Annotated in this window: 27 protein-coding genes and 1 pseudogene; 10 read left to right on the top strand and 18 right to left on the bottom strand. The window is 59.5% G+C overall.

All coding sequences use genetic code 11. The features are described 5' to 3' along the window. Nucleotides 1-16 precede the first annotated feature (16 nt). The 5 genes and pseudogenes from hisF to hisB form a co-directional block, all read right to left on the bottom strand. Nucleotides 17-772: pseudogene (hisF, locus tag ABIE63_RS05055) on the bottom strand (imidazole glycerol phosphate synthase subunit HisF); the annotation flags it as partial. After that, the gene (gene hisA, locus ABIE63_RS05050; RefSeq protein ID WP_354503351.1) at nucleotides 772-1,503 is read right to left on the bottom strand and encodes a 1-(5-phosphoribosyl)-5-[(5-phosphoribosylamino)methylideneamino]imidazole-4-carboxamide isomerase; all 732 of its coding nucleotides are present in this window, start codon (nucleotides 1,501-1,503) and stop codon (nucleotides 772-774) included. The gene hisA and the pseudogene hisF, both read right to left, overlap by 1 nt. Further along, the gene (locus ABIE63_RS05045; protein WP_354503350.1) at nucleotides 1,500-2,063 is read right to left on the bottom strand and encodes a GNAT family N-acetyltransferase; all 564 of its coding nucleotides are present in this window, start codon (nucleotides 2,061-2,063) and stop codon (nucleotides 1,500-1,502) included. The genes hisA and ABIE63_RS05045 overlap by 4 nt, the downstream gene beginning before the upstream one ends. After that, complete coding sequence (hisH, locus tag ABIE63_RS05040) at nucleotides 2,060-2,704, bottom strand: imidazole glycerol phosphate synthase subunit HisH (protein ID WP_354503347.1); 645 nt, start codon at nucleotides 2,702-2,704, stop codon at nucleotides 2,060-2,062. Before hisH ends, ABIE63_RS05045 begins: the two co-directional genes overlap by 4 nt. 25 nt (nucleotides 2,705-2,729) lie before the next feature. Continuing rightward, the gene (gene hisB, locus ABIE63_RS05035) at nucleotides 2,730-3,344 is read right to left on the bottom strand and encodes an imidazoleglycerol-phosphate dehydratase HisB (protein ID WP_183414875.1); all 615 of its coding nucleotides are present in this window, start codon (nucleotides 3,342-3,344) and stop codon (nucleotides 2,730-2,732) included. A gap of 207 nt (nucleotides 3,345-3,551) precedes the next feature. Between hisB and ABIE63_RS05030 the strand changes: the two genes are divergently transcribed. From ABIE63_RS05030 to hslU, 3 genes are all read left to right on the top strand, one after another. Next, on the top strand, nucleotides 3,552-4,874 hold the full coding sequence (locus ABIE63_RS05030) for a trypsin-like peptidase domain-containing protein (protein WP_354503345.1): 1,323 nt from the start codon (nucleotides 3,552-3,554) through the stop codon (nucleotides 4,872-4,874). Between the two features lie 69 nt (nucleotides 4,875-4,943). Continuing rightward, nucleotides 4,944-5,510: an ATP-dependent protease subunit HslV gene (hslV, locus tag ABIE63_RS05025; RefSeq protein WP_354503343.1), complete on the top strand. Its 567-nt coding sequence runs from the start codon at nucleotides 4,944-4,946 to the stop codon at nucleotides 5,508-5,510. Nucleotides 5,511-5,532: 22 nt separating this feature from the next. After that, the gene (gene hslU / locus ABIE63_RS05020; RefSeq protein WP_322091202.1) at nucleotides 5,533-6,852 is read left to right on the top strand and encodes an ATP-dependent protease ATPase subunit HslU; all 1,320 of its coding nucleotides are present in this window, start codon (nucleotides 5,533-5,535) and stop codon (nucleotides 6,850-6,852) included. Here hslU and ABIE63_RS05015 read toward each other — a convergent pair. From ABIE63_RS05015 to ABIE63_RS04980, 8 genes are all read right to left on the bottom strand, one after another. Further along, a complete protein-coding gene (locus ABIE63_RS05015) occupies nucleotides 6,849-7,763 on the bottom strand; it encodes a DMT family transporter (protein WP_354503341.1) in 915 nt (304 codons plus the stop codon). The two genes, hslU and ABIE63_RS05015, sit on opposite strands and share 4 nt — an antisense overlap. Continuing rightward, a complete protein-coding gene (locus ABIE63_RS05010) occupies nucleotides 7,763-8,128 on the bottom strand; it encodes a helix-turn-helix domain-containing protein (protein WP_183414870.1) in 366 nt (121 codons plus the stop codon). The genes ABIE63_RS05015 and ABIE63_RS05010 overlap by 1 nt, the downstream gene beginning before the upstream one ends. Nucleotides 8,129-8,138: 10 nt before the next feature. Next, entirely contained in the window at nucleotides 8,139-8,726 is a 588-nt protein-coding gene (locus ABIE63_RS05005; protein WP_354503339.1) for a Smr/MutS family protein, read from the bottom strand. A 2-nt stretch (nucleotides 8,727-8,728) separates the two neighbouring features. After that, a complete protein-coding gene (locus ABIE63_RS05000) occupies nucleotides 8,729-9,424 on the bottom strand; it encodes a lactate utilization protein (RefSeq protein WP_354503337.1) in 696 nt (231 codons plus the stop codon). Further along, a complete protein-coding gene (locus ABIE63_RS04995; protein WP_354503335.1) occupies nucleotides 9,421-10,854 on the bottom strand; it encodes a LutB/LldF family L-lactate oxidation iron-sulfur protein in 1,434 nt (477 codons plus the stop codon). The genes ABIE63_RS05000 and ABIE63_RS04995 overlap by 4 nt, the downstream gene beginning before the upstream one ends. Beyond that, nucleotides 10,854-11,621, bottom strand: coding sequence for a (Fe-S)-binding protein (locus ABIE63_RS04990; protein ID WP_354503334.1), 768 nt, complete (start codon nucleotides 11,619-11,621; stop codon nucleotides 10,854-10,856). Before ABIE63_RS04990 ends, ABIE63_RS04995 begins: the two co-directional genes overlap by 1 nt. A gap of 94 nt (nucleotides 11,622-11,715) precedes the next feature. Beyond that, a complete protein-coding gene (locus tag ABIE63_RS04985; RefSeq protein WP_354503332.1) occupies nucleotides 11,716-12,939 on the bottom strand; it encodes an MltA domain-containing protein in 1,224 nt (407 codons plus the stop codon). A gap of 43 nt (nucleotides 12,940-12,982) precedes the next feature. Further along, nucleotides 12,983-13,699 (bottom strand): Tim44/TimA family putative adaptor protein, encoded by a 717-nt coding sequence (locus ABIE63_RS04980; protein ID WP_354503331.1) that lies wholly within the window; start codon nucleotides 13,697-13,699, stop codon nucleotides 12,983-12,985. Between the two features lie 166 nt (nucleotides 13,700-13,865). Here ABIE63_RS04980 and ABIE63_RS04975 point away from each other — a divergent pair, with 166 nt between their 5' ends. The 3 genes from ABIE63_RS04975 to secB all read left to right on the top strand — a co-directional run bounded on the left by ABIE63_RS04975 (nucleotide 13,866) and on the right by secB (nucleotide 15,463). After that, nucleotides 13,866-14,348 carry an FxsA family protein gene (locus ABIE63_RS04975; protein ID WP_354503329.1) on the top strand — a complete coding sequence of 161 codons (483 nt, stop codon included), beginning with the start codon at nucleotides 13,866-13,868 and terminating at the stop codon, nucleotides 14,346-14,348. Next, complete coding sequence (locus ABIE63_RS04970) at nucleotides 14,345-14,872, top strand: histidine phosphatase family protein (protein ID WP_354503328.1); 528 nt, start codon at nucleotides 14,345-14,347, stop codon at nucleotides 14,870-14,872. The genes ABIE63_RS04975 and ABIE63_RS04970 overlap by 4 nt, the downstream gene beginning before the upstream one ends. An 87-nt stretch (nucleotides 14,873-14,959) precedes the next feature. Beyond that, complete coding sequence (secB, locus tag ABIE63_RS04965) at nucleotides 14,960-15,463, top strand: protein-export chaperone SecB (RefSeq protein ID WP_183414861.1); 504 nt, start codon at nucleotides 14,960-14,962, stop codon at nucleotides 15,461-15,463. Between the two features lie 5 nt (nucleotides 15,464-15,468). Here secB and dnaQ read toward each other — a convergent pair whose 3' ends face one another. From dnaQ to ABIE63_RS04940, 5 genes are read right to left on the bottom strand one after another with little or no spacing between them, the layout of a single operon-like run. Continuing rightward, a complete protein-coding gene (dnaQ, locus tag ABIE63_RS04960; RefSeq protein WP_354503325.1) occupies nucleotides 15,469-16,146 on the bottom strand; it encodes a DNA polymerase III subunit epsilon in 678 nt (225 codons plus the stop codon). 11 nt (nucleotides 16,147-16,157) lie between these two features. Next, complete coding sequence (gene coaE / locus ABIE63_RS04955; RefSeq protein WP_354503322.1) at nucleotides 16,158-16,793, bottom strand: dephospho-CoA kinase; 636 nt, start codon at nucleotides 16,791-16,793, stop codon at nucleotides 16,158-16,160. A gap of 3 nt (nucleotides 16,794-16,796) precedes the next feature. Beyond that, nucleotides 16,797-17,645 (bottom strand): shikimate dehydrogenase, encoded by an 849-nt coding sequence (locus ABIE63_RS04950; RefSeq protein WP_354503320.1) that lies wholly within the window; start codon nucleotides 17,643-17,645, stop codon nucleotides 16,797-16,799. Then, entirely contained in the window at nucleotides 17,642-18,241 is a 600-nt protein-coding gene (locus tag ABIE63_RS04945) for a Maf family protein (protein ID WP_354503319.1), read from the bottom strand. Before ABIE63_RS04945 ends, ABIE63_RS04950 begins: the two co-directional genes overlap by 4 nt. Beyond that, the gene (locus ABIE63_RS04940) at nucleotides 18,238-19,071 is read right to left on the bottom strand and encodes a pyruvate, water dikinase regulatory protein (protein WP_183414856.1); all 834 of its coding nucleotides are present in this window, start codon (nucleotides 19,069-19,071) and stop codon (nucleotides 18,238-18,240) included. The genes ABIE63_RS04945 and ABIE63_RS04940 overlap by 4 nt, the downstream gene beginning before the upstream one ends. 419 nt (nucleotides 19,072-19,490) lie before the next feature. On the opposite strand from ABIE63_RS04940, the gene hemE reads away from it, so the two are divergent. The 4 genes from hemE to rho all read left to right on the top strand — a co-directional run bounded on the left by hemE (nucleotide 19,491) and on the right by rho (nucleotide 23,643). Then, entirely contained in the window at nucleotides 19,491-20,564 is a 1,074-nt protein-coding gene (gene hemE / locus ABIE63_RS04935) for a uroporphyrinogen decarboxylase (protein ID WP_354503317.1), read from the top strand. 7 nt (nucleotides 20,565-20,571) lie between these two features. Next, nucleotides 20,572-21,612: a ferrochelatase gene (gene hemH, locus ABIE63_RS04930; RefSeq protein WP_354503315.1), complete on the top strand. Its 1,041-nt coding sequence runs from the start codon at nucleotides 20,572-20,574 to the stop codon at nucleotides 21,610-21,612. Between the two features lie 47 nt (nucleotides 21,613-21,659). Further along, nucleotides 21,660-22,103 carry a protoporphyrinogen oxidase HemJ gene (gene hemJ, locus ABIE63_RS04925; RefSeq protein ID WP_183414853.1) on the top strand — a complete coding sequence of 148 codons (444 nt, stop codon included), beginning with the start codon at nucleotides 21,660-21,662 and terminating at the stop codon, nucleotides 22,101-22,103. A 283-nt stretch (nucleotides 22,104-22,386) separates the two neighbouring features. Continuing rightward, entirely contained in the window at nucleotides 22,387-23,643 is a 1,257-nt protein-coding gene (rho, locus tag ABIE63_RS04920) for a transcription termination factor Rho (protein WP_183414852.1), read from the top strand. Nucleotides 23,644-23,710 lie beyond the last annotated feature (67 nt).

Below are 23,710 nucleotides of genomic sequence, written 5' to 3'. Positions count from 1 at the left end.
CCCCCTCTGCCTTGGCTGGCCGCACGGCTATTCCCGCCGACTGCAAGGCGTCTTTTGCTTCCGCGATAGTATGTTGACCAAAATGAAAAATCGAGGCCGCCAGAACGGCCGCCGCATGACCATCCCTAACGCCCGCGACCAGATGCTCAAGCGTACCGACACCCCCGGAAGCGATCACCGGTACGCGTACAGCGTCGGATACCGCTCTGGTCAATGCCAAGTCGTAACCGATCTTTGTGCCATCCCGGTCCATCGAAGTCAGCAGGATCTCGCCGGCGCCAAAGCTTTCCATCTTTCGCGCCCACTCGACCGCGTCAATGCCCGTCGCGTTGCGACCGCCATGCGTGAAGATCTCAAACTTGCCCGGACTCACTTGCTTCGCGTCAATGGCCACCACAATGCACTGGGTGCCGAACTTTTCCGCCGCCTCGCGCACGAACTCAGGATTGGTTATCGCTGCGGTATTGATCGAGACTTTGTCGGCGCCCGCCAGCAGAAGTTTACGGATATCCTCCAGCGTACGTACACCTCCGCCCACCGTAAGCGGCATGAAGCACTGTTCAGCCGTGGCGCGCACGACATCTAGGATAATGCCGCGATTCTCGTTGCTGGCCGTGATGTCCAGAAAGCAAAGCTCATCGGCCCCGGCGGCGTCGTAAATTCGCGCCTGCTCGACCGGATCCCCGGCATCACGCAAGCCGACGAAGTTCACGCCCTTCACGACACGTCCGTCTTTAACGTCCAGACAGGGGATTATGCGGGCCTTCAACATCACGCGGCCTTTCGAGCCAACGCCAGGGCCGCTGCCGGATCCAACCTGCCGTCGTAAAGGGCCCGACCGCAAATCGCGCCCGCGATGCCGCTTTCCTCACGCGCCTTGAGCGCCCGTATGTCCTCGATGGAGGCAAGACCGCCAGAAGCTATGACCGGAATACTGACGGCTTTGGCAAGAGCTTCCGTCGCCTCCAGGTTGATACCCTGTAGCGCGCCGTCCCGGTCGATATCCGTATAGACGATGGCGGCCACACCCACGTCCTCGAACCGGCGCGCCAGTTCGTCGGCCTGGAGACTGCTCGCCTCCGCCCAGCCCTCGACCGCCACAAGGCCCGCGCGCGCATCGATACCGACGACCACCCCTCCCGGATGCGCTTTACAGGCCTCGATAACCAAGGCCGGGTCGCGTACGGCGATGGTGCCAAGAATGACCCGCGTGATACCTGCTTCCAGCCAGCGCTCAATGGTCGCCCTATCCCGTATGCCGCCACCCAATTGCATCGGCAGAGTGACACGGGCGCGGATCGCCTCGACGGCTGCCGCGTTCACGGGCTTGCCCGCAAAAGCGCCATTGAGGTCAACCAAGTGCAACCACTCGAAACCCATGGCCTCGAACTTGGCCGCCTGATCGGCGGGATCGTCATTGAAGACGGTCGCTTGGTCCATCTCGCCGCGCAGCAAACGCACGGCTTGGCCGTCCTTCAGGTCAATGGCCGGATAGAGAATCATGCGGCCGACCCTTCTTCCTGATCCAGCGACTTCGTGAAGTACAGTCCACCGACCCAAGCGCCATCCGCCCGCGCATAACGAGGGTGGTGCCCCCATTGCTTGAAACCAAGGCTTTGATAGACCTGGATGGCACGCTCCTGGGTTTCGCGCACGTCCAGGTTCAATACTTTGACTCCCGCGGCGCGCGCCGCGACTTCGATGGCCTCGATCATTTGCCCGGCCAAGCCATGCCCGCGGGCCCAGGGTGCCAGGAAGTGCGAGGTGATCTGCCCAACCTCGGCTTGGGCCTCGTTATTGCGGGCGTTGCGCTGAAGCTGGGCCGATCCGGCGATGACCTTGTCGAGCCTGGCAACGAAGAGCTTGCGCTCGGGAACCAACAGAACGCCTTTCCAGTAGGTCTCGAGAGTCTGACGAGGCGGGGGTGAAAGCCAACCGAAACCGCCGCCCGCATCAATCGCTGCCTCGGTCGCATCGCACAGGTCGTGCAGATCACGTCCGGACAGACTCTCGATCCGCTCTACAGCGGTGAGAGGTTCGATGGCGGATAGGCGCTCACTCATGGTTTCCACTCCAGAAAATTCCCCAGCAGGTGCAAGCCCGCCGCTTGACTCTTCTCGGGATGAAACTGCGTCCCGATGATGTTATCTCGCCCGACGACGGCGGTAACCGAGCCGCCATAATCGACCCGCGCGAGGCGTAAAGCCGGATCCTTGGGCAAGAGATGGTAGCTATGCACGAAGTAAACGTGGGTCCCCTCGGCCAAACCGCCAAGGACCGGATGGTCCGGTCTGTCGATCACAAGTTCGTTCCAGCCCATGTGCGGTATCTTGAGAGCCCGATCAGCAGGGCATAGCGCAACGACTTCCCCGGCAATCCAATCGAAGCCCGCCGTGTCGCGGTGCTCGCGCCCGACACTCGCCATCAACTGCATGCCCACGCAGATACCCAAAAACGGTTTGGCCTGGACCATCGCCGCTTCTTGCACGGCGTCCATCATGCCTGAAAGCGCATCCAAGCCCCGGCGGCAATCGGCAAAAGCGCCAACACCCGGCAAGACGACGCGGTCGGCCTTGCGAACCACGTCTGGCTCACTGGTCACGACGACCTCCATCCCCAGCCCTCGGTCCCTGGCCGCGCGCTCAAGAGCCTTTGCTGCCGACCGCAGGTTCCCGGAGCCGTAATCTATGACGGCGACGCTCATTGCTTTCCCCTTCGAGGCGGCTGGCCTAGAGCAAGGTGCCCTTGGTCGAAGCAATCTCACCATCCAATCGCGGATCGATTTCGACCGCCTGCCTCAGGGCGCGCGCAAGCGCCTTAAAGCTCGATTCGATGATGTGGTGGCTGTTCTCGCCGTAGAGATTCTCCACGTGCAGCGTAATGCCGCCATGCTGAGCGAAGGCCTGGAAGAACTCCCGGAAGAGCTCTGTATCCATTTCGCCAAGCTTGTCCCGCGTGAAACCCACTTTCCAGATAAGATAGGGCCGGCCGGAAACATCCAAGGCACAGCGTGTCAGAGTCTCATCCATCGGAATGTAGGCGTGGCCATAACGGCGAATGCCCGCCCGGTCGCCCAGAGCATTGGCCACGGCCTTGCCCAGCACGATACCGCAATCTTCCGTGGTGTGATGGCCGTCGATATGGAGGTCACCTTCGCAATCCAGTTCGATGTCAATCAGGCTATGCCGTGCGAGCTGTTCGATCATGTGATCGAGAAACCCGATACCGGTCGAAACGTCGTACCGTCCGGTTCCATCCAGATCCACCTTTGCGGTGATCTGCGTTTCCTTGGTCTGGCGCTCCACCCGCGCCTGGCGCTGTGTCTTCGCTGCTTCGCTGCCCATCGTCCTTTGCCGCCTCTCCTCGTCAGGCTACCCCCAATGATGGCGGGACTTTTACCAGCTTGCGTGGCACTTGGCCACGGCACAATCGCATCCTGACGCGTTACGTGAAAATTTGTCTTCAAAGCACAAGGCCTGGTTGATCCGCCGCAGCCAGTCTGCTTTCTTTCCCTTAAGAAAAACAAAATAAGAACGACTGAAGGGGGGATCATGCCAAGATACCTTTTACGAAGCCTTATTCTGGTGCCATTTCTTGCCGTAGCCGCATGTCAATCGACCGCGCCAAAGATCAATGCGCCCTTGCCGCAGCCATCTAACCCGGTTGCACCGCTCCCGGTGCGCGAGAATTTGGCGCCAATAGCATATGACGGCACATTGGTTGACCTACCGAGAGGCGCCAATATCGGCGGGTACGAGTTTGTGCTCTACGAATGCTTCGCGGCTGATACCCACATCATTTGGGAACCGGGTCGCATCAACGACGACGACGCTGAGGTCTCTACGGAAGTGGAGAAGGTTCTTTGGAACAAGGGGTTGAACGTACCGGGTGGTTCAGGTGGACTTTTTACGCAATCCTTCAATCGCGCAGAGAGCCCCCTGTTTCTGCTTGGTGCAAAGGTCAAAAATATCTCGGCATCGCTTTGCCGGGACTGGGATACCTGGAAAGGCGTTTGGAGCGGCAAAGAGAGCGGTAAAGCGCTCCTTTCCATAGAATGGCAACTTTTCTCGGTTTTCGAGCGGCGCGTGGTGTTCGAAAAATCACTGCCGGGTTACTACGAAATTACGGAACCACGGGAAAGTCAGAGTTTTCTCTTTTCACTGTTCGTCGGCGCGATAGCGGACTCTGCGCAAACTCTTGTCGCTGACGAAGCATTTATCGGCACACTGCGACGCAACACCGGGCTTCAAACCGCAGGCGCCGAACCGACCGAGCCGCTTATTCTGGAACAGCGGAAACGCTTCAATGCGCCGGCCGCGGAGCAAATCGAAGACATCCGTGATGGCGTGGTCGTCGTCGGAGCTGGAAGGGGACACGGATCCGGCTTTTTCATTACACCGACGCTTCTTCTCACAAATTACCATGTTGTCGGTGAATCCAGAGAAGCGCCGATCGAGTTCCGAGACGGCAGGCGAGTGATCGCTACGGTGCTGCGGCGTGACGCAAGGCGTGACGTCGCCCTGTTACAGCTACAAGAAGGTGAAGGAAAACCTCTCCCTGTTCGTACTGAACCGCTCGCCGTGACCGAGGAAGTGCTTGCGGTCGGTGCGCCGCTTGTTGAAAGCCTATCCGGGACAGTCACTCGTGGAATCGTGAGCAATTTCATCCTAAACCAGGAAGGTTTGCCGGTTATCCAAGCGGACGTCGACATACAAGGCGGCAACAGCGGAGGAGCGTTGATCGATGCCAACGGAAACGCTGTTGGGATTTCTTATGCCGGGGTAGACGGCGGACGTTCGGGAACGTCGATAGGTGTCAATTTCTTCATCCCGATCCTGGAGGGCCTGAAACACCTGAACGTGCAATTGAATTAGCCTTCCTTGGTGTTTGTTTTCATGTGATCGCTTGACCCGGCGGCGGTGTCGGGCCATCTATGCCGGGTCATGAGCGAACAACAAAGCCAATCCGGTCCCGTCTGGCATGGGACAACAATCCTTTCGGTCCGCAAGGGTGACCGCGTGGTCATTGCGGGCGACGGGCAGGTAACGCTAGGAAACACCGTTATCAAGTCCAACGCACGCAAGGTACGACCGCTGGGCGACGGACGCGTGATCGCTGGATTTGCAGGCGCGACCGCGGACGCCTTCACCTTGTTCGAACGGTTGGAGGCGAAGCTTGAAAAGCATCCCGGCCAGCTCGTACGCGCTTGCGTCGAACTTGCAAAAGACTGGCGCACCGACCGCTATCTGCGCCGCCTGGAAGCGATGATGGCGGTGGCCGATGCGGAGCATTCCTTGGTACTGACCGGTACCGGCGACGTGCTGGAGCCGGAAGATGGCCTGATCGGCATCGGTTCCGGTGGTTCCTTTGCACTGTCGGCGGCCAGAGCGCTTATCGACATCGACGGGCTGGAGGCCGAAGCCATAGCCCGAAAAGCCCTGAAAATCGCAGCGGAAATTTGTATTTACACCAATGACTCAATCGTCGTCGAAAGCCTTCCGGCCAAATAGCGGAGAGCGTCAGGCCTCCGCCGTGAGCGCCTTCTCGCCCCGCGAAACGGTTTCGGAACTGGACCGCTTCATCGTCGGACAAGCCGACGCCAAGCGCGCCGTCGCCATTGCGCTCAGAAACCGCTGGCGGCGACAGCAGTTGCCCGAGGCCCTGCGCGAGGAGGTTCTGCCGAAGAACATCCTCATGATCGGCCCGACCGGCGTCGGCAAGACCGAGATCGCGCGCCGGCTGGCCCGGCTCGCCAATGCGCCCTTCCTGAAGATCGAAGCCACCAAGTTCACTGAAGTTGGTTACGTCGGTCGCGATGTGGAATCCATCATCCGCGACTTGGTGGAAATCTCGATCACCATGACACGCGAACGTCTGCGCCGCGAGGTTAGCGCCAAGGCCGAGTTGCAGGCCGAAGAGCGTGTGCTGGATGTGCTGGTGGGGGAGAATGCCTCGGCTGAGACACGCCAGAAGTTCCGCAAGATGCTGCGCGAAGGCAGTCTGGACGACAAGGAGGTCGAGATTCAGGTGGCAGCGGCCGGTGGCCTGCAGATGCCAACGCTCGACGTTCCCGGCATGCCGGGCGCTCAGATGGGCATGATCGATCTGGGCGACATCTTCGGCAAGGCGCTGGGCGGCGGCGGTACCAAGCCGCGGCGGCTGAAGATCAGCGACGCGATGACGGTTCTGACGGAACAGGAGGCCGACAAGCTGCTCGATGAAGAGCGGGTGAAGAGCGAGGCCCTGCGTGCCGTCGAGCAGAACGGTATCGTATTCCTGGACGAGATCGACAAGATCACCGCCCGCTCGGAAGGCGCGCGCGGCGGTGCGGACGTGAGTCGCGAGGGCGTGCAGCGCGATTTGCTGCCTTTGATCGAAGGCACCCAGGTCGCGACTAAACATGGGACCGTCAAAACCGACTTCATTTTGTTCATTGCCTCGGGCGCCTTTCACCTCGCCAAGCCCAGCGACCTGTTGCCCGAGCTACAGGGGCGGTTGCCGATCCGCGTTGAGTTGCAGCCGCTGACCCGCGAGGATTTCAAGCGCATCCTGACGGAGCCGGAAGCCAGTCTCATTACCCAGTATATCGCCCTGATGGGAACTGAAGATGTGACCCTGAGCTTCACCGACGACGCCATCGACGCCATCGCCGGCCTATCCGCCGAGATCAACGAGACGGTTGAGAACATCGGCGCGCGGCGCTTGCAGACGGTCATGGAAAAGCTGCTGGAGGAAATCTCCTTCACCGCAACAGATCGCGGTGGCGAGACTATCGAAATTCAGGCAAGCGACGTACAGGACCGCGTTGGACATCTGGTCAAGGACGCCGATCTCTCTAAGTTTATCCTCTAGCTGGCCTTACGCACCACCAGGGCGACACCGACGGCGGCCACCAGCATTCCTGCCAGTGCGAGCAGGCCCAGGGTTTCGCCGAAAATCAGGAAGGCAATCACCGCCGTACAGGGCGGCACGAGGTAGAAATAGCTGGAGACCTTCGATACCTCGCCCATGCGGATCATGAACATCAGCAGGCTGACGGCGCCAATTGACAGGACCAACACCAACCAGCCCAGCGCGAAGATAAACTCGCCGGTCCAGACCACCCGCATATCCTCGGTCGTCCAGGCGACGAACAGGGCTGCGACCGCGGCGACCCAATATTGCAGTGCGGTACCACTGCGCAGGTCCGCAGCCATGCCGAATCGCTTCTGGTAGATCGTCGAGGCGGTAATGGCCAGCAGCGACAAGGCGCAAAGACCAACCTCGACAAATCCAAACCCCTCTTGATCGGGCAAGGACGCCGGATCGATCTTTTCCACGACCACCAGAAAGACGCCGATTACACCCAGAACGAAGCCCAGCCACTGCCGGCGCGACACCCGCTCGCCAAGGGTCAAGCCGGCGAGCAGGGCAACGGTCAGGGGCTGCAGGCTGACGATCAACGCCGAAGGCCCGGCGGGCATCCCGCGTGAAACCGCAACGAAGACCCCGCCCAGGTAGACCGCCTGGAGCAGCAGTCCAACGACGGCGATATGACCCAAGGCTTTCCAGGAACTGGGCCAGGGCGCGCCCGTTGCCAGCGCCAGGAGAGTCAACAGGGTGCCAGCGGCAACAAACCGCAGGGTCAGGAAGGTCATCGGTTCGGCATAGGGTACGCCGAGCTTGGCGCCGATAAACCCGGTCGACCAAAGCAAGACAAACAAGCCGGGCGCCGTCAGACCCAAAAGCCGCTTCGTCCGCTCGCCTCCCGGAAGGTTAGCCATCAGGTCCGCTCATTACCGGCATCGACCAGAAGCAGCAGCGACTGCAGTTTTTCTTCGGAAAGCTCTCCTATGCGTTCGGCGAGCCGGTTTGCCAATAGCGTCGCGGTGGGTGTCAATCCACTGGTATCCACCACCACCCGGGGGTGCGATATGTCGGCAAGGCGCTGTATCTCTTCCGCGTCGTCCCAGATGATGCCCAGGTACTGGCAAACCCGGTGGACGAAGCGGCGGTTTGGCCTCCCGCGACGACCGTGCTCGAGCGCCGAAAGATAGGCAGCGGAAACTCCCAACCCGGCTGCCATCTCTTGCAGGGTCTCGCCGCGCACAGCCCTTAGGGCGCGCATCTTTTCTCCGAAAGGTGTCATCGCTGGGAGTTTAGCCGCGCAGACGCTTCAGGAGAATGTAAAAGGCGCCGCCGCCGCCATGTTTCGGCTGCGCCCGTGCGAAAGCGACAACACGGCCCCTATTGGGTTCGGCATTAAGCCACTCCCCCAAGCGTTGGCGCAGTATTCCGTCCTCCGAGCCCAAACGGCCCTTTCCGGTAATGACCAGCACACAACGCTTGCCTGCCGCTTGGCTGGCGGCAAGAAAACGGGCGAGGGCGTCCTCGGCTTCAAACTGTCGATGACCGTGTAGATCGAGTTTAGCCTCCAACTCGAGCTGGCCTTTGCGCAGCCGCTCCGCGTTGCGGCGGTCGATATCGACCAGCCGGCCCGGTTCAAGCTGCGGCGGCGTCTTACGGCGCAGGGCGGCCGACGGGCTTGCCACATGCAAGGGTTCTCTACTTTTCGCAACCTTTGGCTTATCCGCGGGCTTTTTGGCGGGCGCGGCCTCTGTTGCCGACGCCGTTTCATCGCTCTGGAGGGCGGGTTTCTTTCGTTTGCTTTTAAGGGGCGCCACGGTCTCGGCCACGCGAAACCAGAGAATCTCATCCTCCGGAGACAAGCGCGGGCCCCTGGCCATTGTCAGCCCTCGTCGCCGGCGGCAGCGCCAACCAAAATGACATGCAGGCGTTTGGGGCCGTGCGCGCCCAATTCGATCCGCTGTTCAATGTCTCCGGTTCGTGAGGGCCCGGAGATCATATTAACCGTTCTTGGCATCACTCCCTCGCCAAGCTTCGCGCGCAAGCGGTCGAAAGCTTCCTCGTAAGGCCCGACAACCTCGTCGCGGCGCAGCACCACGATGTGGGTTTCCGGAAGGAAGGCCAAGGTGACCGGGCTCTCTGGGCCGGATGGCAGCACCAGCGTTCCGGTTTCAGCAACACCCGCAAGCGCCCGGGTGACGGACACCGGATCCGGTTCTTCGGCCTTGCCGAAAGCCACCGCAAGAAGCGGCTGCGACGACCAATCGAGATCGGCGAGGTCCTTGGCGGGCGCAACCTTCAACTCGGGCGGCAGATTGTGCGATTTAAGGTATGCCGCTATTGCGTCAGGGACCTGCGCCATATCGCCGATCTCGTCGAAACTGGTTTGCACCTTTTCCGCCATCTGCCGAAACAACGCCACCTTTCTGGCCGCACCGCCATCACTGCGGGCCGGGACCAGATTGCGGTCATGTGCCGACAAACGCGCACCAACGCGGTCTCGACGGTCCATTTCGGAGCCGGTGACCTTTAGAGCGCGGCGAACCGCCGCCAGTATGTTGCTACGCGGGCCGCTCATGAGGCAGGCCTTTCCGACCGTTGGCGCTCCGCCCAAAGCTGCTGAAATGTCTTGCCCTCCGGCGCCGGAAAGTCGCGGTGTTTCGTCCAGCCGCCACCCAACAGCAAGGATTTCAAGCGCCCCTTGCGCCCGGCAAGCCGTGCCATCATCGCCGCAGCGATGCGCCCGCCCAGATGATAGAGACGGGGGCGCGTCGCAAAGAACCGCCAGGCCGAAAGCCCGGACCGAACCGCTGCCGGTGATAGGTGCTTCTCGAACTCCCGCTCGCGCCAGTGGCGCATAAGCTTCGGCAAGGGAATTCGCATCGGACAGACGCTCTCGCAACGCCCGCAAAAGGTCGAGGCATTGGGCAGTTGTCCGGCCTTTTCGACCCCAATCAGGCTGGGGGTCAACACCGCACCCATCGGCCCGGGATAGACCCAGCCGTACGCATGGCCGCCAACCGCGTGATAAACCGGACAATGGTTCATACAGGCACCGCAGCGAATGCAGCGAAGCATCTCTTCGAACTCGGTACCCAGCATCGCGCTACGGCCATTGTCGAGCAGAATGACATGATAGGCCTCCGGACCGTCGGGGTCTTCTGCGCGGCGCGGCCCGGTGGAAAAGGTCGTGTAGGACGAAAACTCCTGGCCGGTCGCCGAACGCGCCAGAACGCGCAGGATCGTGCAGGTATCCTCCAGGGTCGGGACGATCTTCTCCAGACTGGCGATAACCACGTGGACCTTGGGCAAACTCTGCGTCAGATCGCCGTTCCCCTCGTTCGTAACGATGACCGAAGTCCCGGTCTCGGCGATCAGGAAATTAGCGCCGGTGATGCCGACATCCGCTTCCAGGTAGCGTTGTCGCAGCATTTCGCGCGCCTCGGCGACCAACAATTCGGCCTCATCCAGCTTGCGGTCGTCTGGCAGGGTTTTGTGGTGGTTGCGGAAATCAGCCTCTACCTGTTCGCGCGTCACATGAACCGCCGGGGCAATAATGTGGCTCGGCGGCTCCTTGCGAAGCTGGATGATGTATTCACCCAGATCGGTTTCCACGACCGTCAGCCCTTCGGCTTCCAGGTGATCGTTGAGCCCGATCTCCTCGGAGATCATCGATTTGCCCTTGGTTACGGTTTTCGCACCCGCGGAGCGACAGATCTGAGCCACGGCATCTCGGGCATCGGCCGCCGTCGCGCACCAGTGCACCGTGCCGCCGGTGGCAATCACTTTTTCCTCATAGCGCTCTAGGTAGAGGTCGAGATGAGCCAACGTATGGTTCTTGATGTCGCGCGCAGCGTCGCGCAACGCATCGAACTCCGGCAGAGCGGCGGCGGCGGCGGCGCGCTTGTCGATAAAGCCGGTCTTGACGTTCGCGAGCGCCTTTTGCAGTTGCGCGTCCTGAAGCGCCGCGCTTGAGCGTTCCTTGAAAGCATGGCTCTGCGACTGCATCAGTTCCGCTCCTCACCGATTGCGGGCTGCTCGATATGTCCTGCTAGAACCTCCGCGACGTGGCGCACCTCGACTTGAGAGCCCAGGCGCTTGAGCTTACCCGCCATATTCAGCAAACAACCAAGGTCACCCGCCAGCAAGAGTTTTGCGCCGCTGGCTTCGATGTCCCGCACCTTGCTGGTCACCATTTCATTGGAGATATCCGGGTACTTGACGCAGAAAGTGCCGCCAAAGCCACAACAAACCTCGGACTCGCGGAGTTCGGTCAACTGCAGGCCTTCAACGCTGTTTAGCAGTTTCCTGGGTTGATCCTTCACGCCCAGCTCGCGCAGGCCCGAGCAGGAATCATGGTAAGTCGCGTGCGCGGAAAGCCGTGCGGAAACGCCTTGAAGACCACGTACATCGACCAGAAACGAAATCAGTTCGTGGGTTCGTTCGGCCAGGTGCCGGGCGCGCTCCCGCCAAGCATCGTCATCCTTGAAAAGTGTGGGATAATGTTCACGCAACATGGCGGCGCAAGAGCCGCTGGGCGCAACCACATAGTCGAAGCCCTCCATGGCTTCGATAGTCGCGCGCGCCACGGCCTGAGCATCCTTGCGATCGCCAGAGTTGTAGGCGGGTTGCCCGCAACAGGTCTGTGACTGCGGCACTTCTACCACGCAGCCGGACGCTTCCAGCAACTCGACAGCAGCGAAACCCACACTGGGCCGTAGCAAGTCGACCAGACAAGTCACGAAAAGGCCGATGCGTGGTTTGGAATCACTCATATCGTGGACCTTTCCTTCAACATTCCGCCGCACCCGTTCACTGCTGGTTGATGGGGCGGACAATGGTATGACCACTTTACAAATGCAATACCATCTAGCTATCCGGTCGTGATAGTCGCTGGGCCACAGCCTGCGGCAATAGCAACCAGTACTTTCCCGTTGCCTTCATTCTCCCAGCCTCGGCCAATGCCGGTTCGCCCGAGCCGAAAAAGAAATCTCCCCGCACAGCGCCCTTGATGGCGCTCCCGGTATCCTGTGCCACCATCAGCCGCCCGCGCGGCTCGGATTCATCAGGAGTTGCAACCACCAGCCACAGCGGCGCACCTAAAGGTATGACGCTGCGGTCCACGGCTAGCGAGCGACGTGGAGTCAGTGCCACCCCCTGCGTTCCGATGGGGCCTTCACCATTGACGATGCGGAAAAAAATGTACCTATCATTGCGCGCCATTAGTTCGCTGGCTCGATCAGGATTGGCGCGCAGCCAGTCACGAATGCCCTGCATCGAAAGGGAATCCCGCGGCAGCTCGCCGCTCTCTATAAGTGCCCTTCCGATGGCGTAGAATTCACGACCGTTGGACGCTGCATACCCTAGTCGCAGTTCGCTTCCGTCCGGCAGTGTCGCAACGCCCGACCCCTGAACTGAGAGAAAGAAAGCATCGACTGGATCGTCGAGCCAGATCAGTTCCAACCCTTGCCCGGACAGCTGCCCCGCATTGATCTCCGCACGGCTGTAGTAGGGAATCAAGCGTCCCTGCGCCACTCTTCCGACCAGGGTTTGCTTTGGCAAATCCGCACCAAACGCGCTGAGATCGACCGTCACGCGATCTTGCGGCGGTTGATAGAGCGGCACGTCGTACCCGGCCAACGGCACAAGGCTGGCCCGGACCTCCGCTTCGTAGTATCCGGTGAACAAGCCGTCCGATTGGCCGCCTTCATCGACAACCGCGAAGGGCTGGAAACGAGATTCGAAGTAGGTCCGCACAGCATCGACCCCGGCATCGAGTGCCGGGAGGTCGCCGCAGGCTTCGCGCCAGTCACCTGCTGTCATGGCTAACGCCTCCGGTTCCATCACCCGCTCGAGCGGAAGCGTGCTCAATCGCTCGCAAGATCGGATCAACGCCGGCAACGCCTCGGTCTGGCGGTCCTCCGACCATCCTGGCAGGTCATCAAAGTCGAGAGGCAGTAGGCGCGCCTGGGACCCCAGGTCAATTCCCGGGGGAGGCGTCGGTGTCAGGTACTCGGTAGGGGTGACGGTTTCCTCCGGCTGCTCCGTCTGTGGCTCGTCACAAGCCGCCAGCCCGACCAAGAGGAAACCCAACAAAGAAAACCATGCATAATGGCGCCTGGTCTTCTCTCGGCAATCAGTTGCCGCCATCGGTAGCGACCAGCGACCAATTCGGGTCGCGGCTCTTGGTGTTGCGTGCAAACGTCCAGATATCCGTGATGGCACTGACCTTGTTGGGGTCACCGTCAAGAATCCGCCCTTCCTCATCCTTGAGAACATTTATCTGCTCGGAAACAAAGGTGATGGTGACATAGGCGGTACGGTCGCGCAGCTCAGCATCGGTGATCTCAGCCTTCTGCATTCCGACGAAAGTCGTTTCCAGCGTTTGCTTGTCGGCCTCGCGCGCCTTGATTGCACCGGCAAAGTCGTCATAGACATCGCGGGCCAACAACGGGCGTAGCGTCTTCGTGTCGCCGGCAGCAAAGGCCGAGATGATCATTTCGAAGGCCGCCGTGGCACCCTGCAGGAAGCGGCCCTTATCAAAATCAGGGTCGGCAAGAGCGATCTGGGTCAACCCGGCTTCAGCAGCCTTGGACACCCCTTCACCCGAAAGATCCGGCTTGGCGTTCATAGCCGACTCTCGCCGGTCATTGCCAGGCAACTGGATCACGGAATCTTCGTCTTGAGGGTGCGCCGTCTTCTTTCCCGGACCTTCTTCGGTGCCTTCGAAGCCAGTCAGATCATTCGGCTCATCAAAGCCGGTCCGCCGACCCAAGACGCCTCGTAACCGGAAAAACAACACGCCGGCAATCACAGCCAGAATGAGGATGTCTATGAATTGAAATCCGTTCATGGGGTTGCAGTAATGCCCCTCTTCTCCCAAGTTTCAAGCCGGACCGCCATGAACGGCGGTACAGAGTACGGCTGCACAGGTTATCGTAGCCCTTCCTGAAGATAGGGCTTTTGTTGCATTCTACCAGACCTTCCACAAATAAGAACTACACAGACAAAGAGCAAGCATGCCAATCCTATTACTTCTCGCCATCATCGCTGTTCCGCTGGTTGAAATCGCGGTCTTTATCCAGGTAGGCGAGGCCATCGGTCTCATGGCGACGCTTGTAGCGGTGGTGTTGGGAACGATGGTCGGCGTGGCCGTGGTCAAGCAACAGGGCCTAGCCGTCTTGACGCGCGCTCAACAGCAGATGGACGCCGGCATCGTGCCCGACCGCGAGTTGTTCGACGGCGTGTGTCTGGTTGTCGCCGGATTCTTGATCCTGCTGCCGGGCTTCGTTACGGACACCCTCGGCGTGCTTTTGCTTTTACCGCCTATACGCGACCTATTGCGAAGCGGTACCGGGCGGTTCGTGAAGGTTCGACGCGACGGCACCCCACGCAGGCCTAGTCCGGGCGGCGGGGTAATCGAGGGCGAATTCGAAGAGGTCGACGAAAACGCCCCCCGTGGTGAAGGGCCTCACGATAGTGATCCAAGGTCGCTACCATGATTCTTTTGCGTCATGCCCAGTCGCACTTCAATTTGCATTTCGGCAAAACCCGGCAAGACCCCGGGATCGAGGATCCCGAGCTGACCGAGGAGGGCTTTCGGCAAGCCCGGGCCGCCGCGGAACGTTTGGCGACCGTTGGCTTCAGCCGCATCCTATCTAGCCCCTATACGCGAACACTACAGACCGCCTCGATTCTGTCGGAAGCGCTGAAACTACCGATAGAGATCGAGCCGTTAGTGCGCGAGCAGGCCTATTTTAGCTGCGATATCGGGTCGAGCCGGTCGAAACTCGCCGCCCGTTTCAGCAGATTGAATTTTTCCGATCTTGAAGAGATTTGGTGGTCCCCAGGGCCGGAAAGTGCCGCCGACCTGCAACATCGCTGCATTTCTTTCGTCGCCAAAACCCGAACCTCCCCCGACACTGACAAGACTCTCGTTGTCAGTCATTGGGCCTTTATCCAGGGCCTTACCGGCGAAGGACTTCAAAACTGCCACCATCTGACGTTCGACCCAAGCCGGCCCTGACCGCAGATTGCCGTCGGCTGCTTGCGCCCACAGCATCAGCCGTGCTAGCAGAACGCCAGGAAACCCGTTCAGGAGAAGCGAACCCTCATGGCTGACGAAGCGCCCCGCAGCGCCATTCCCTTTTCAATCAACAATCAATACGTGCGCGATCTCTCTGTGGAGAATCCGAACGCGCCCATGATTTACGGATCCATGAAGAGCTCTCCGGAAATCGGCATTAATGTCAATGTCGAGGCGCGGCGCTTGCAGGAAACGAGCTACGAGGTGGTGCTTTCGCTGCAGGTCGAAGCAAAGTCCGGTGACCAAGCCGCTTTCATGATTGAACTGCAGTATGGCGCACTGGTGACGGTCTCTGCCGAGATGGACGACGAACGTCTACAGCAGATTCTGTTGGTTGGAGTCCCGCACCATTTGTTCCCCTTTGCGCGCTCAATCATATCCAGCGCCACCATTGAGTCAGGCTTCCCGCCGTTGTTGATTAGCCCGATCGACTTCCGCCAGTTGCTGTCCAAGCAGCAGGCTGCCGGGGCCAGCGAGAACGGCTCTGCGGCGAAGGCTTCGACCGAGCAGGGCGACGCGCCGCAAGGCTGACAACACTACTTTTTAGCCCAGAGCGGGTCCTTGAGTTTCTCAAGCATTTGCGCGTGCGCATCGCGTTCCGCCTGGGTGGCTGCGTGGGGTCGTGGCTCACGAAACCTCCGCGCCTCGGCGTTCTGCACCTCGGAAGAAACGGTCGAGACGCTGGCCAGGGCCAAGCCCTGTTGCTGGCCACCCCTTAGTTCGAGATAAACCTCCGCCAAGAGCTGGCAGTCCAGAAGTGCGCCGTGGTGCGTTCTGTGTGAATTGTCTATCCCAAAGCGGCGGCACAGCGCATCGAGGTTTGCCGGTGCGCCCGGGAAGCGTTTGCGCGCAATCTGAAGCGTATCAATGGCCTGAGTTGAGGGTAAGGGCGGCCTCTCAAGCAGCGCCAACTCGGCGTTGATAAACCGCATATCGAATTCAGCATTGTGGATGACGAGCTTGTCGTCCTCAATGAAATCCAAAAACTCCTGCGCGATCTCGGCGAACTTGGGGTGCTGTCGCAAAAACTCTTCGGATAGACCGTGAACTGCGAAGGCTTCGGCGGGCATGTCGCGCTCGGGATTGATGAAGCGACGCCAATGACGCCCGGTCTGCACGTGATTCACCAACTCCAGGCAAGCGATCTCGACGATCCGGTGTCCTTCGGTGGGATCGAATCCCGTGGTTTCCGTATCCAGCACGATCTCGCGCATCCAACCTACCTCTATTCCATTCCCATGCCGTATTTCGGCGGCCAATGCCGCGACTCCAGCCCCCTGGCAAATTTGACGATACGTTTGAGACGCTTCAAGGCCCATCCCTTGGAAAGCCCATTTTTCAAAACGAAATCCGCACGACGTTGTTTTTCGTGGTCGCTGACCTGCTGCGCCAGAATTGCGTCCAGCCGCGCCTGGGTCATCTCGGTTCGTTTGAGCACCCGTCCGCGCTGCACGAAATCCGGCGCTGTCACAACCAGAACAGCGTCCACCCGCGTCTCCGCGCCCGTTTCGTAAAGCAGGGGAATATCCAACACCACCAGCGGATGCCGCATGCGCGCCTGCCGCCGCAAGAAGGCTGCCGTTTCAGCCCGCACCATCGGATGCAAAATAGCTTCAAGCCGACGTAGTGACGCGGGGTCCTGGAAAACCTTCGCACCTAATGCCTTGCGATCAATGCCACCATCTGCGCCCCGGGTGCCGGGAAAGGCCTTCTCGATAGTCGCGACCGCCGCGCCTCCCGAAGCCATCAAGCGGTGTACGGCCGCATCGGCATCATGGACGGGCACTCCCATACGGCGCAGCATTGTGGCCGTCGTGCTCTTTCCCATACCGATAGAACCTGTGAGGCCAAGGATAACCAAGGCCTATCCTCCCAGAACGAAGGCCCTGAGGTCCTCCGTCACCTCCGGTTCAACGCCAAACCAGGAGGCAAAACCGGGGCGCGCTTGGTGGAGCAGCATGCCCAAGCCATCGACGATTCCGTTGCCACGCATCCGCGCAGCGGCAAGCATGGCGGTCTCCAGCGGCGCATAGACGATGTCATTGACCGTGGCTGTCGACGGCAGAGCCGCCAAGTCTATCTCCAGGGGCGGTTGGTCCTGCATGCCAAGCGCCGTGCTGTTCACCAACAGATCGCAATCAGCAAAGGCCGTGCGCCAATCTCCCCAGGGCACGACCCGAACGCGGTTTCCAAACTCATCGGCAAGCACGGCCGCGCGCGCGGCCGTGCGATTGACGATACGAACCTCCGGCACGCCCTCGTCCAATAGCCCCACCAGCACCGCCCGCGCCGCGCCGCCCGCGCCCAGCACGCACGTCGGCGCCGCGCCGGCCCGCCATGCCGGTGCGTTTTGCTTCAGGTTGGAAATAAAGCCAAAGGCATCCGTATTGCTGCCGACGAGGTGCCCCTCAGCATCCACGACAACCGTATTCACTGCACCGATTCGCCGGGCGAGCGGGTCCAGGCGATCACAGAGATTGAGCGCCGCCTCCTTGTGGGGAATGGTTAGATTGCACCCGCGAAAGCCGAGCTTTGGTAGCGCAGACAAAGCTGCACCAAGGTTGTCGGGATGAACGGCTAAAGGAAGGTAAGCGCCGTCGAGCCCATGTTTCCTCAACCAAAAACCATGTAATCGCGGTGATTTAGAATGTGTCACCGGCCATCCCATCACGCCGGCCAGCTTGGTCTTTCCGGTCAATATCTGGTCTGTCATCGCGGCACGACCTCATGGTTTCTCAGAAAATCGAGCAAAGGCAATAGTGGCAACCCCAAGATGGTGAAAAAATCGCCTTCGACTTTCTGGAAGAGCTGGGCGCCGCGTCCTTCAAGCTGATAGGCCCCAACGGACTGCAGCGCCAGGTCGCCGACTGCAGCAAGATAATCCTTGATAAAGACATCATTGAACGGCCGCATTGTCAGGCGTGCCATATCGTTATGATGCCACAAAACCTCGCCGCCCCGCATCACGGAAACGGCGGTCAGGAGTTCATGGCGTTTCCCGGCGAGTTGCCGCAGATGGTCTGCCGCTTGGGTCATGTCGCCCGGCTTATCGAACCAGACCTTCTCGCACACCAGCATCTGATCTGCACCGATAACGAGGGCTGCCGGATGGCGCCTGGATACGTGACGGGCCTTAAGTTCAGCCAGGCTTTCCGCGACCTGTAGGGCGTTGGCGCCTTCGGCGCGCAGCGCTTCCTTAACCTCCGTTTCATCAACCGGCGCCGGTTCCGCTACAACCTCAACCCCGGCGTCCGCAAGCAGCCGCTGCCGGGAGCGGCTGGCGGAGGCGAGTATCACGGAGGGACTCATGACGCATCGACCTCCCGATGCTTGGCGAGCAGTGAGAGAATCGCAGCGGCCGTCTCCTCGATGGAGCGACGCGACACATCTATGATCGGCCACCCCTGGCGATTATAGAGCCGACGGGCGTCGGCCACTTCTTGCCTAACGGCTTCGGGGTCCACGTAATCGCTTTCGCCATCCTGATCCTCGTCTATTCGCAAACGATTGCGGCGCACCTGTACGAGGCGGTCAGGATCCTTGGTCAGCCCAACGATCAACGGCTTTTTCAGGGAAAAAAGCGGTTCGGGAAGCGGAAGGCCAGGAACAATCGGCACATTGGCTGCGCGAATACCACGGTTGGCGAGGTAAATGCAGGTTGGGGTTTTTGAGGTGCGCGAAACGCCAACGAGGATCACATCGGCCTCGGCCAGTTTCTCACTCTGCTGGCCATCATCATGACCTAGAGCATAGTTGACCGCTTCGATACGATCGAAGTATTCGGCATCAAGTGCGTGTTGAAGCCCCGGACGGCCGCTGATAGTTGCTCCGAAATAGGCTCCTAGCGTGTGTATGACCGGCTCCAGAACCGGGATACAGGGAACGCCCATTTCCCGACAGCCCTCGACGAGGCGTTGCCGCAAGACGTCGTTCAGGACAGTCATTAGCACCGGGCCGGGGGAGTCCTGGATGCCCAGCAAGACCTTTTCCATCTGTCCTTTGGTGCGAACCAAACTCCAGACATGCTCCCGTGGCTCCACATTCTCGAACTGAACCAGGCAAGCCCGGGCTACGGAGTTCAGCGTTTCCCCCGTGGAATCGGACACCAAATGCATATGTCGAACGATATTTTTCTTCATTGAACCGACTTCATTCATGGTGCCGAAATCTTATCCCCATCAAACGTGCATTACCGGGACAAATCGCTGTCTGTGCACAGGCGCTCCAAAACAATCCCTCAGCGCCAGTGGTGCTATCCTCAAGGCTGCCTGCTGGGTGCAAAGAATACAATGCTCTGGATAAATCCAGCCTTTGCATTTACTTCGTGCAAGTCATGCCCATCTTTCCATGGCGACACTAACACCAACGACTCGCCAGGGTTTCTAGCGCGGTGAAATTCGCTCCCCAGACTTATGCACCAAACAGGGTCATCAAAACGAGAGTCCATATCAGGCTGTGCGTGAATCGCTAACAACTCGCAATTACCGTGATTCACAGCCCCTACTACAACAACCACCTTTCTTTTTTTAGAAAAGGATTCTTTGTTGAAGGGAAGATTATGAAGCAACAGGAACAAGCTTTGGCTAATAGGAACGAAAAGACCCTTCTAGCCGTGCTAAACGGTAAATCCGCCAAGCAACCGCCGATATGGTTGATGCGCCAGGCTGGCCGGTACCTGCCTGAGTACCTGGCGACACGGAAGACCGCCGGATCCTTTCTGGATCTTTGCTATACGCCGGAGTTTGCCGTGGAAGTAACGTTGCAGCCGATCCGACGTTTCGGTTTTGATGCGGCAATCCTGTTCTCGGATATTCTCGTGATACCCGATGGATTGGGCCAGAAGGTTTGGTTCGAAGCGGGTTCAGGTCCGCGGCTTGATGCTCTGGAGACCCTCGGTGCGATTGATCGATTGAAACCGGAGGGAATGACCGAGCGCCTGAGCCCGGTCTACGAGGCCGTGAGAGGTTTGCGGGCGGCACTGCCCCCGGAAACAACCTTGATCGGCTTCTCCGGCGCTCCCTGGACATTGGCGACCTACATGATCGAGGGCGGAACCAGTAAACAATTCACGCGGGCAAAAACCTGGGCGTTCTCCGATCCGGATGGTTTTGGAAAGCTCATTAGCCTGCTTGAGGATGCCGTGGTGGCGCACCTTTGCGCTCAGGTCGAGGCGGGCGCCGAGGCGTTGCAGATTTTTGATTCCTGGGCGGGTGCCTTGCCGCCTGCTGCCTTGAAACGTTGGTCGCTGGATCCCCTGGCTAGGATCGTTGCGCTAGTGCGCGAGCGCCATCCGAATGTGCCGATCATATTGTTTCCCCGTGGTGCCGGGGAGTTCTACCGGGATTTTGCGACACACAGCGGCGCACAGGGACTTTCACTTGATAGTGGATTATCCTGTCGGTGGGCCGCGGAGACTCTTGATCGAAACGTTGTGCTACAAGGTAATCTTGATCCCATCTACTTGGTTGCGGGAGGGACTGCGATGGAAGAGGCGGCCCTTGCAGTGCTAGAGGAGCTTTCCGGCAGACCTTTCATCTTCAATCTTGGTCACGGCGTCGTTCCCGAGACACCGCCCGATCATGTCGCCCGGTTAGTGGAGTTGGTGAAAGGCTGGTCGGGCGGGAAGGACTGATGGTGATATGAAGGGTTACGTACGAGAGGTTTGGCCGCAAGGTCATCCAGACCTGCCTGAGTCAGGAATTGGCGTTTTGCTGGTCAATCTCGGAACGCCTGCGGCGACCGACTATTGGTCTGTTCGGCGCTACCTGTCCGAATTCCTTAGCGATCGCCGTGTCATAGAGCTTTCGCCCTGGCTTTGGCAGCCGATCCTCCAGGGTATCATTCTCACAGTGCGTCCCGGGAAAAGCGGCCGCGCCTATGACGCTATCTGGGACCGTGAGACGAATGAGAGCCCGCTGCGGCGTATCACCCGTGAGCAGAACGATGCCCTGGCCGGCAGGCTAGGCGAAAAGTATCCAAGCGTTCAGGTGCGCTGGGCCATGCGGTATGGCGTGCCGTCACTGAAATCCGAAATTGGAAGCCTGATAGAGAGCGGTTGCAGACGAATTCTCCTGTTGCCGCTTTATCCTCAATACAGCGCTGCAACGACAGCCACGGCCTGCGATGAAGCCTTTCGTGTCCTCATGAAACAACGCTGGCAAGCGTCGCTACGGGTCACGCCGCCATACCATGACGATCCGGCCTACATTTCAGCCCTGGTTGCGTCGTTACAAGGCATGTTGGAATCGCTCTCCTGGGAACCGGAAGTCGTCCTGGCTTCTTTTCACGGTTTGCCGCGCGAATGTCTTGAGAAGGGCGATCCCTATCATTGCCACTGCCAAAAGACCGGGCGACTGCTTCGCGAGGCGCTGGGTTGGAGAGAGGAAAAGCTGAGGGTTACCTTTCAGTCGCGGTTTGGTCCGAAGGCCTGGCTTCAGCCCTATAGCGACGAAACGGTGAAGCAGCTTGCCGGGGAGGGCATAAAGCGTCTGGCTATCCTGAGTCCCGGCTTTGCCGCTGATTGCCTCGAAACACTGGAGGAGGTGGCGATTGGTCTCAGGGAGACCTTCCTGGCTGCAGGGGGTGAGGAATTTTGCTATGTGCCCTGTCTCAATACGCGAGACGACCACATGGATTTCCTTGAGGGTTTGATCGAACGTGAGTTGAGCGGCTGGCTTTAAATCTCCGGCGGGAAGTCGGGGACAAAGAATTGTGAGGTGGTTGGACGATGTCGGAAATTCTTGGAGCTGGCTTCCTTTGGTTCAAGGCGATCCATGTCATCTCGGTCATCGCCTGGATGGCTGGTCTGCTCTATCTTCCGCGCCTGTTCGTCTATCATTGCGACGCCGAGAAGGGCTCGACCCAATCCGAAACCTTCAAGGTCATGGAACGCCGCTTGCTGCGCGGGATCATGAACCCGGCGATGATCGCCACCTGGATCTTCGGCTTGCTCTTGATGGTCGATCTGGAAGCCTGGCGGGAGCCTTGGTTTCACGCCAAGGCACTTCTAATCCTGGTCTTGACCCACCTCCACCACCTCTATGGTCGCTGGCGCAAGGATTTCGAGCGGGATGCCAACGAACGCTCGCCCCGGTTCTACCGGATCATGAACGAGGTACCCGCCGTGGTGATGGCGATCATTGTCATCCTGGTGATCGTGAAGCCCTTTTGATCACGCCTTTGACTGTTGAAGCTGCTTCCTCCCTTTTCAAATAGTTGACCTGAACCCCTGTTTTGCGTTATGACCGCCTGCAAGTCTTCTTCCGCCGATCGCTGGCGGCTTTCCCACGTGACAGAGTAAAACCACGCGAGATCATCGACGATATTCTAAGAGCGGGCTTCCGTTCCACTTCCCTGGCCCAAGCGCCCGCACAAGACACCCCCCTTCAATGACCTGAAGCCCCTCAAAGAGGTTTCCAGCTTCCAGCCCCCACATAGCAAGATCGCTCAAAACCATGAACCTCCAAGAACTTAAAGAGAAAACTCCGATCGAACTTCTGGCTTTTGCCGAAGAGTTGGAGATCGAGAACGCGAGCAACCTGCGCCGTCAGGACATGATGTTCGCGATCCTTAAACAGATGGCCGAAAACGACGTGGCGATTTATGGATCGGGCGTCTTGGAGGTGCTGCAGGACGGCTTCGGGTTCCTGCGCTCGCCGGAGGCCAACTACCTGCCAGGTCCGGACGACATCTATGTGAGCCCAAGCCAGGTCCGCCGTTTTGGTTTACGCACCGGCGATACGGTCGAGGGGCAAATCCGTTCGCCAAAGGATGGAGAGCGCTACTTTGCGCTCTTGAAGGTCAACACCATCAACTTCGACCCGCCCGATGCAACCCGTCACCGCATTAACTTCGACAACCTGACGCCGCTCTATCCCGATCAGAAGCTCACCCTTGAGATCGAAGACCCGACCATCAAGGACATGACGCCAAGGGTGATCGATCTGGTGGCGCCGCTCGGCAAGGGCCAGCGCGCCTTGATCGTGGCACCGCCGCGTACTGGTAAGACGATGATCCTGCAGAATCTGGCCAAAGCCATCGCGGCCAATCATCCCGAGGTCTATCTCTTGGTGCTGCTCATCGACGAGCGCCCGGAAGAAGTGACCGACATGGATCGTTCGGTCCAGGGTGAAGTGGTGTCCTCGACCTTCGACGAACCGGCGCAGCGTCACGTGCAGGTTGCCGAGATGGTGATCGAGAAAGCCAAGCGCCTGGTCGAGCATAAGAAGGATGTGGTGATCCTGCTGGATTCGATCACCCGTCTGGCACGCGCTTACAACACCGTCGTGCCGTCCTCGGGCAAGGTTTTGACCGGTGGCGTGGACGCCAACGCACTACAGCGTCCCAAGCGGTTCTTTGGCGCGGCGCGAAACATCGAGGAAGGCGGTAGCCTGACGATCATCGGCACCGCGCTGATCGACACCGGTAGCCGCATGGACGAGGTTATCTTTGAAGAGTTCAAGGGTACGGGCAACTCCGAACTGGTCCTCGATCGCAAGCTTGCCGACAAGCGGACCTTCCCGGCGATCGACATCGGCAAGTCCGGCACTCGTAAGGAAGAGTTGCTCGTCGACAAGGGCACGCTCTCCAAAATGTGGGTGCTGCGGCGTATCCTGATGCCGATGGGCGTGACGGACGCGATGGAGTTCCTCGTGGACAAGCTCAAGCAATCGAAGAACAATGCAGACTTCTTCGACAGCATGAATCAATAGCTTCCCGGGTGTGCCTTTCTCGGTTGCAGATTGACCGTGCAGGCAGGCGAGGGGAGCAGGTGAACCG

It is taken from the genome of Limibacillus sp. MBR-115 (assembly GCF_040549425.1).
Classification (GTDB): domain Bacteria; phylum Pseudomonadota; class Alphaproteobacteria; order Kiloniellales; family CECT-8803; genus Limibacillus; species Limibacillus halophilus.
This window is presented reverse-complemented; position numbering and strand designations above follow the sequence as displayed.

Excerpts from the sequence above, each read along its gene's own strand:
- ABIE63_RS05045 (WP_354503350.1), bottom strand. The coding sequence starts at position 2,063 with ATGAGTGAGCGCCTATCCGCCATCGAACCTCTCACCGCTGTAGAGCGG.
- ABIE63_RS04940 (WP_183414856.1), bottom strand. The coding sequence starts at position 19,071 with ATGAAGAAAAATATCGTTCGACATATGCATTTGGTGTCCGATTCCACG.
- ABIE63_RS05010 (WP_183414870.1), bottom strand. The coding sequence starts at position 8,128 with ATGACACCTTTCGGAGAAAAGATGCGCGCCCTAAGGGCTGTGCGCGGC.
- hslV (WP_354503343.1), top strand. The coding sequence starts at position 4,944 with ATGAGCGAACAACAAAGCCAATCCGGTCCCGTCTGGCATGGGACAACA.
- rho (WP_183414852.1), top strand. The coding sequence starts at position 22,387 with ATGAACCTCCAAGAACTTAAAGAGAAAACTCCGATCGAACTTCTGGCT.
- ABIE63_RS04995 (WP_354503335.1), bottom strand. The coding sequence starts at position 10,854 with ATGCAGTCGCAGAGCCATGCTTTCAAGGAACGCTCAAGCGCGGCGCTT.
- ABIE63_RS04980 (WP_354503331.1), bottom strand. The coding sequence starts at position 13,699 with ATGAACGGATTTCAATTCATAGACATCCTCATTCTGGCTGTGATTGCC.
- ABIE63_RS05005 (WP_354503339.1), bottom strand. The coding sequence starts at position 8,726 with ATGGCCAGGGGCCCGCGCTTGTCTCCGGAGGATGAGATTCTCTGGTTT.
- hisB (WP_183414875.1), bottom strand. The coding sequence starts at position 3,344 with ATGGGCAGCGAAGCAGCGAAGACACAGCGCCAGGCGCGGGTGGAGCGC.
- dnaQ (WP_354503325.1), bottom strand. The coding sequence starts at position 16,146 with ATGCGCGAGATCGTGCTGGATACGGAAACCACGGGATTCGATCCCACC.
- ABIE63_RS04990 (WP_354503334.1), bottom strand. The coding sequence starts at position 11,621 with ATGAGTGATTCCAAACCACGCATCGGCCTTTTCGTGACTTGTCTGGTC.
- ABIE63_RS05030 (WP_354503345.1), top strand. The coding sequence starts at position 3,552 with ATGCCAAGATACCTTTTACGAAGCCTTATTCTGGTGCCATTTCTTGCC.
- ABIE63_RS04975 (WP_354503329.1), top strand. The coding sequence starts at position 13,866 with ATGCCAATCCTATTACTTCTCGCCATCATCGCTGTTCCGCTGGTTGAA.
- hemJ (WP_183414853.1), top strand. The coding sequence starts at position 21,660 with ATGTCGGAAATTCTTGGAGCTGGCTTCCTTTGGTTCAAGGCGATCCAT.
- secB (WP_183414861.1), top strand. The coding sequence starts at position 14,960 with ATGGCTGACGAAGCGCCCCGCAGCGCCATTCCCTTTTCAATCAACAAT.
- ABIE63_RS05000 (WP_354503337.1), bottom strand. The coding sequence starts at position 9,424 with ATGAGCGGCCCGCGTAGCAACATACTGGCGGCGGTTCGCCGCGCTCTA.
- hemH (WP_354503315.1), top strand. The coding sequence starts at position 20,572 with ATGAAGGGTTACGTACGAGAGGTTTGGCCGCAAGGTCATCCAGACCTG.
- ABIE63_RS04970 (WP_354503328.1), top strand. The coding sequence starts at position 14,345 with ATGATTCTTTTGCGTCATGCCCAGTCGCACTTCAATTTGCATTTCGGC.
- hisH (WP_354503347.1), bottom strand. The coding sequence starts at position 2,704 with ATGAGCGTCGCCGTCATAGATTACGGCTCCGGGAACCTGCGGTCGGCA.
- ABIE63_RS04950 (WP_354503320.1), bottom strand. The coding sequence starts at position 17,645 with ATGACAGACCAGATATTGACCGGAAAGACCAAGCTGGCCGGCGTGATG.
- hemE (WP_354503317.1), top strand. The coding sequence starts at position 19,491 with ATGAAGCAACAGGAACAAGCTTTGGCTAATAGGAACGAAAAGACCCTT.
- hisA (WP_354503351.1), bottom strand. The coding sequence starts at position 1,503 with ATGATTCTCTATCCGGCCATTGACCTGAAGGACGGCCAAGCCGTGCGT.
- ABIE63_RS05015 (WP_354503341.1), bottom strand. The coding sequence starts at position 7,763 with ATGGCTAACCTTCCGGGAGGCGAGCGGACGAAGCGGCTTTTGGGTCTG.
- ABIE63_RS04945 (WP_354503319.1), bottom strand. The coding sequence starts at position 18,241 with ATGAGTCCCTCCGTGATACTCGCCTCCGCCAGCCGCTCCCGGCAGCGG.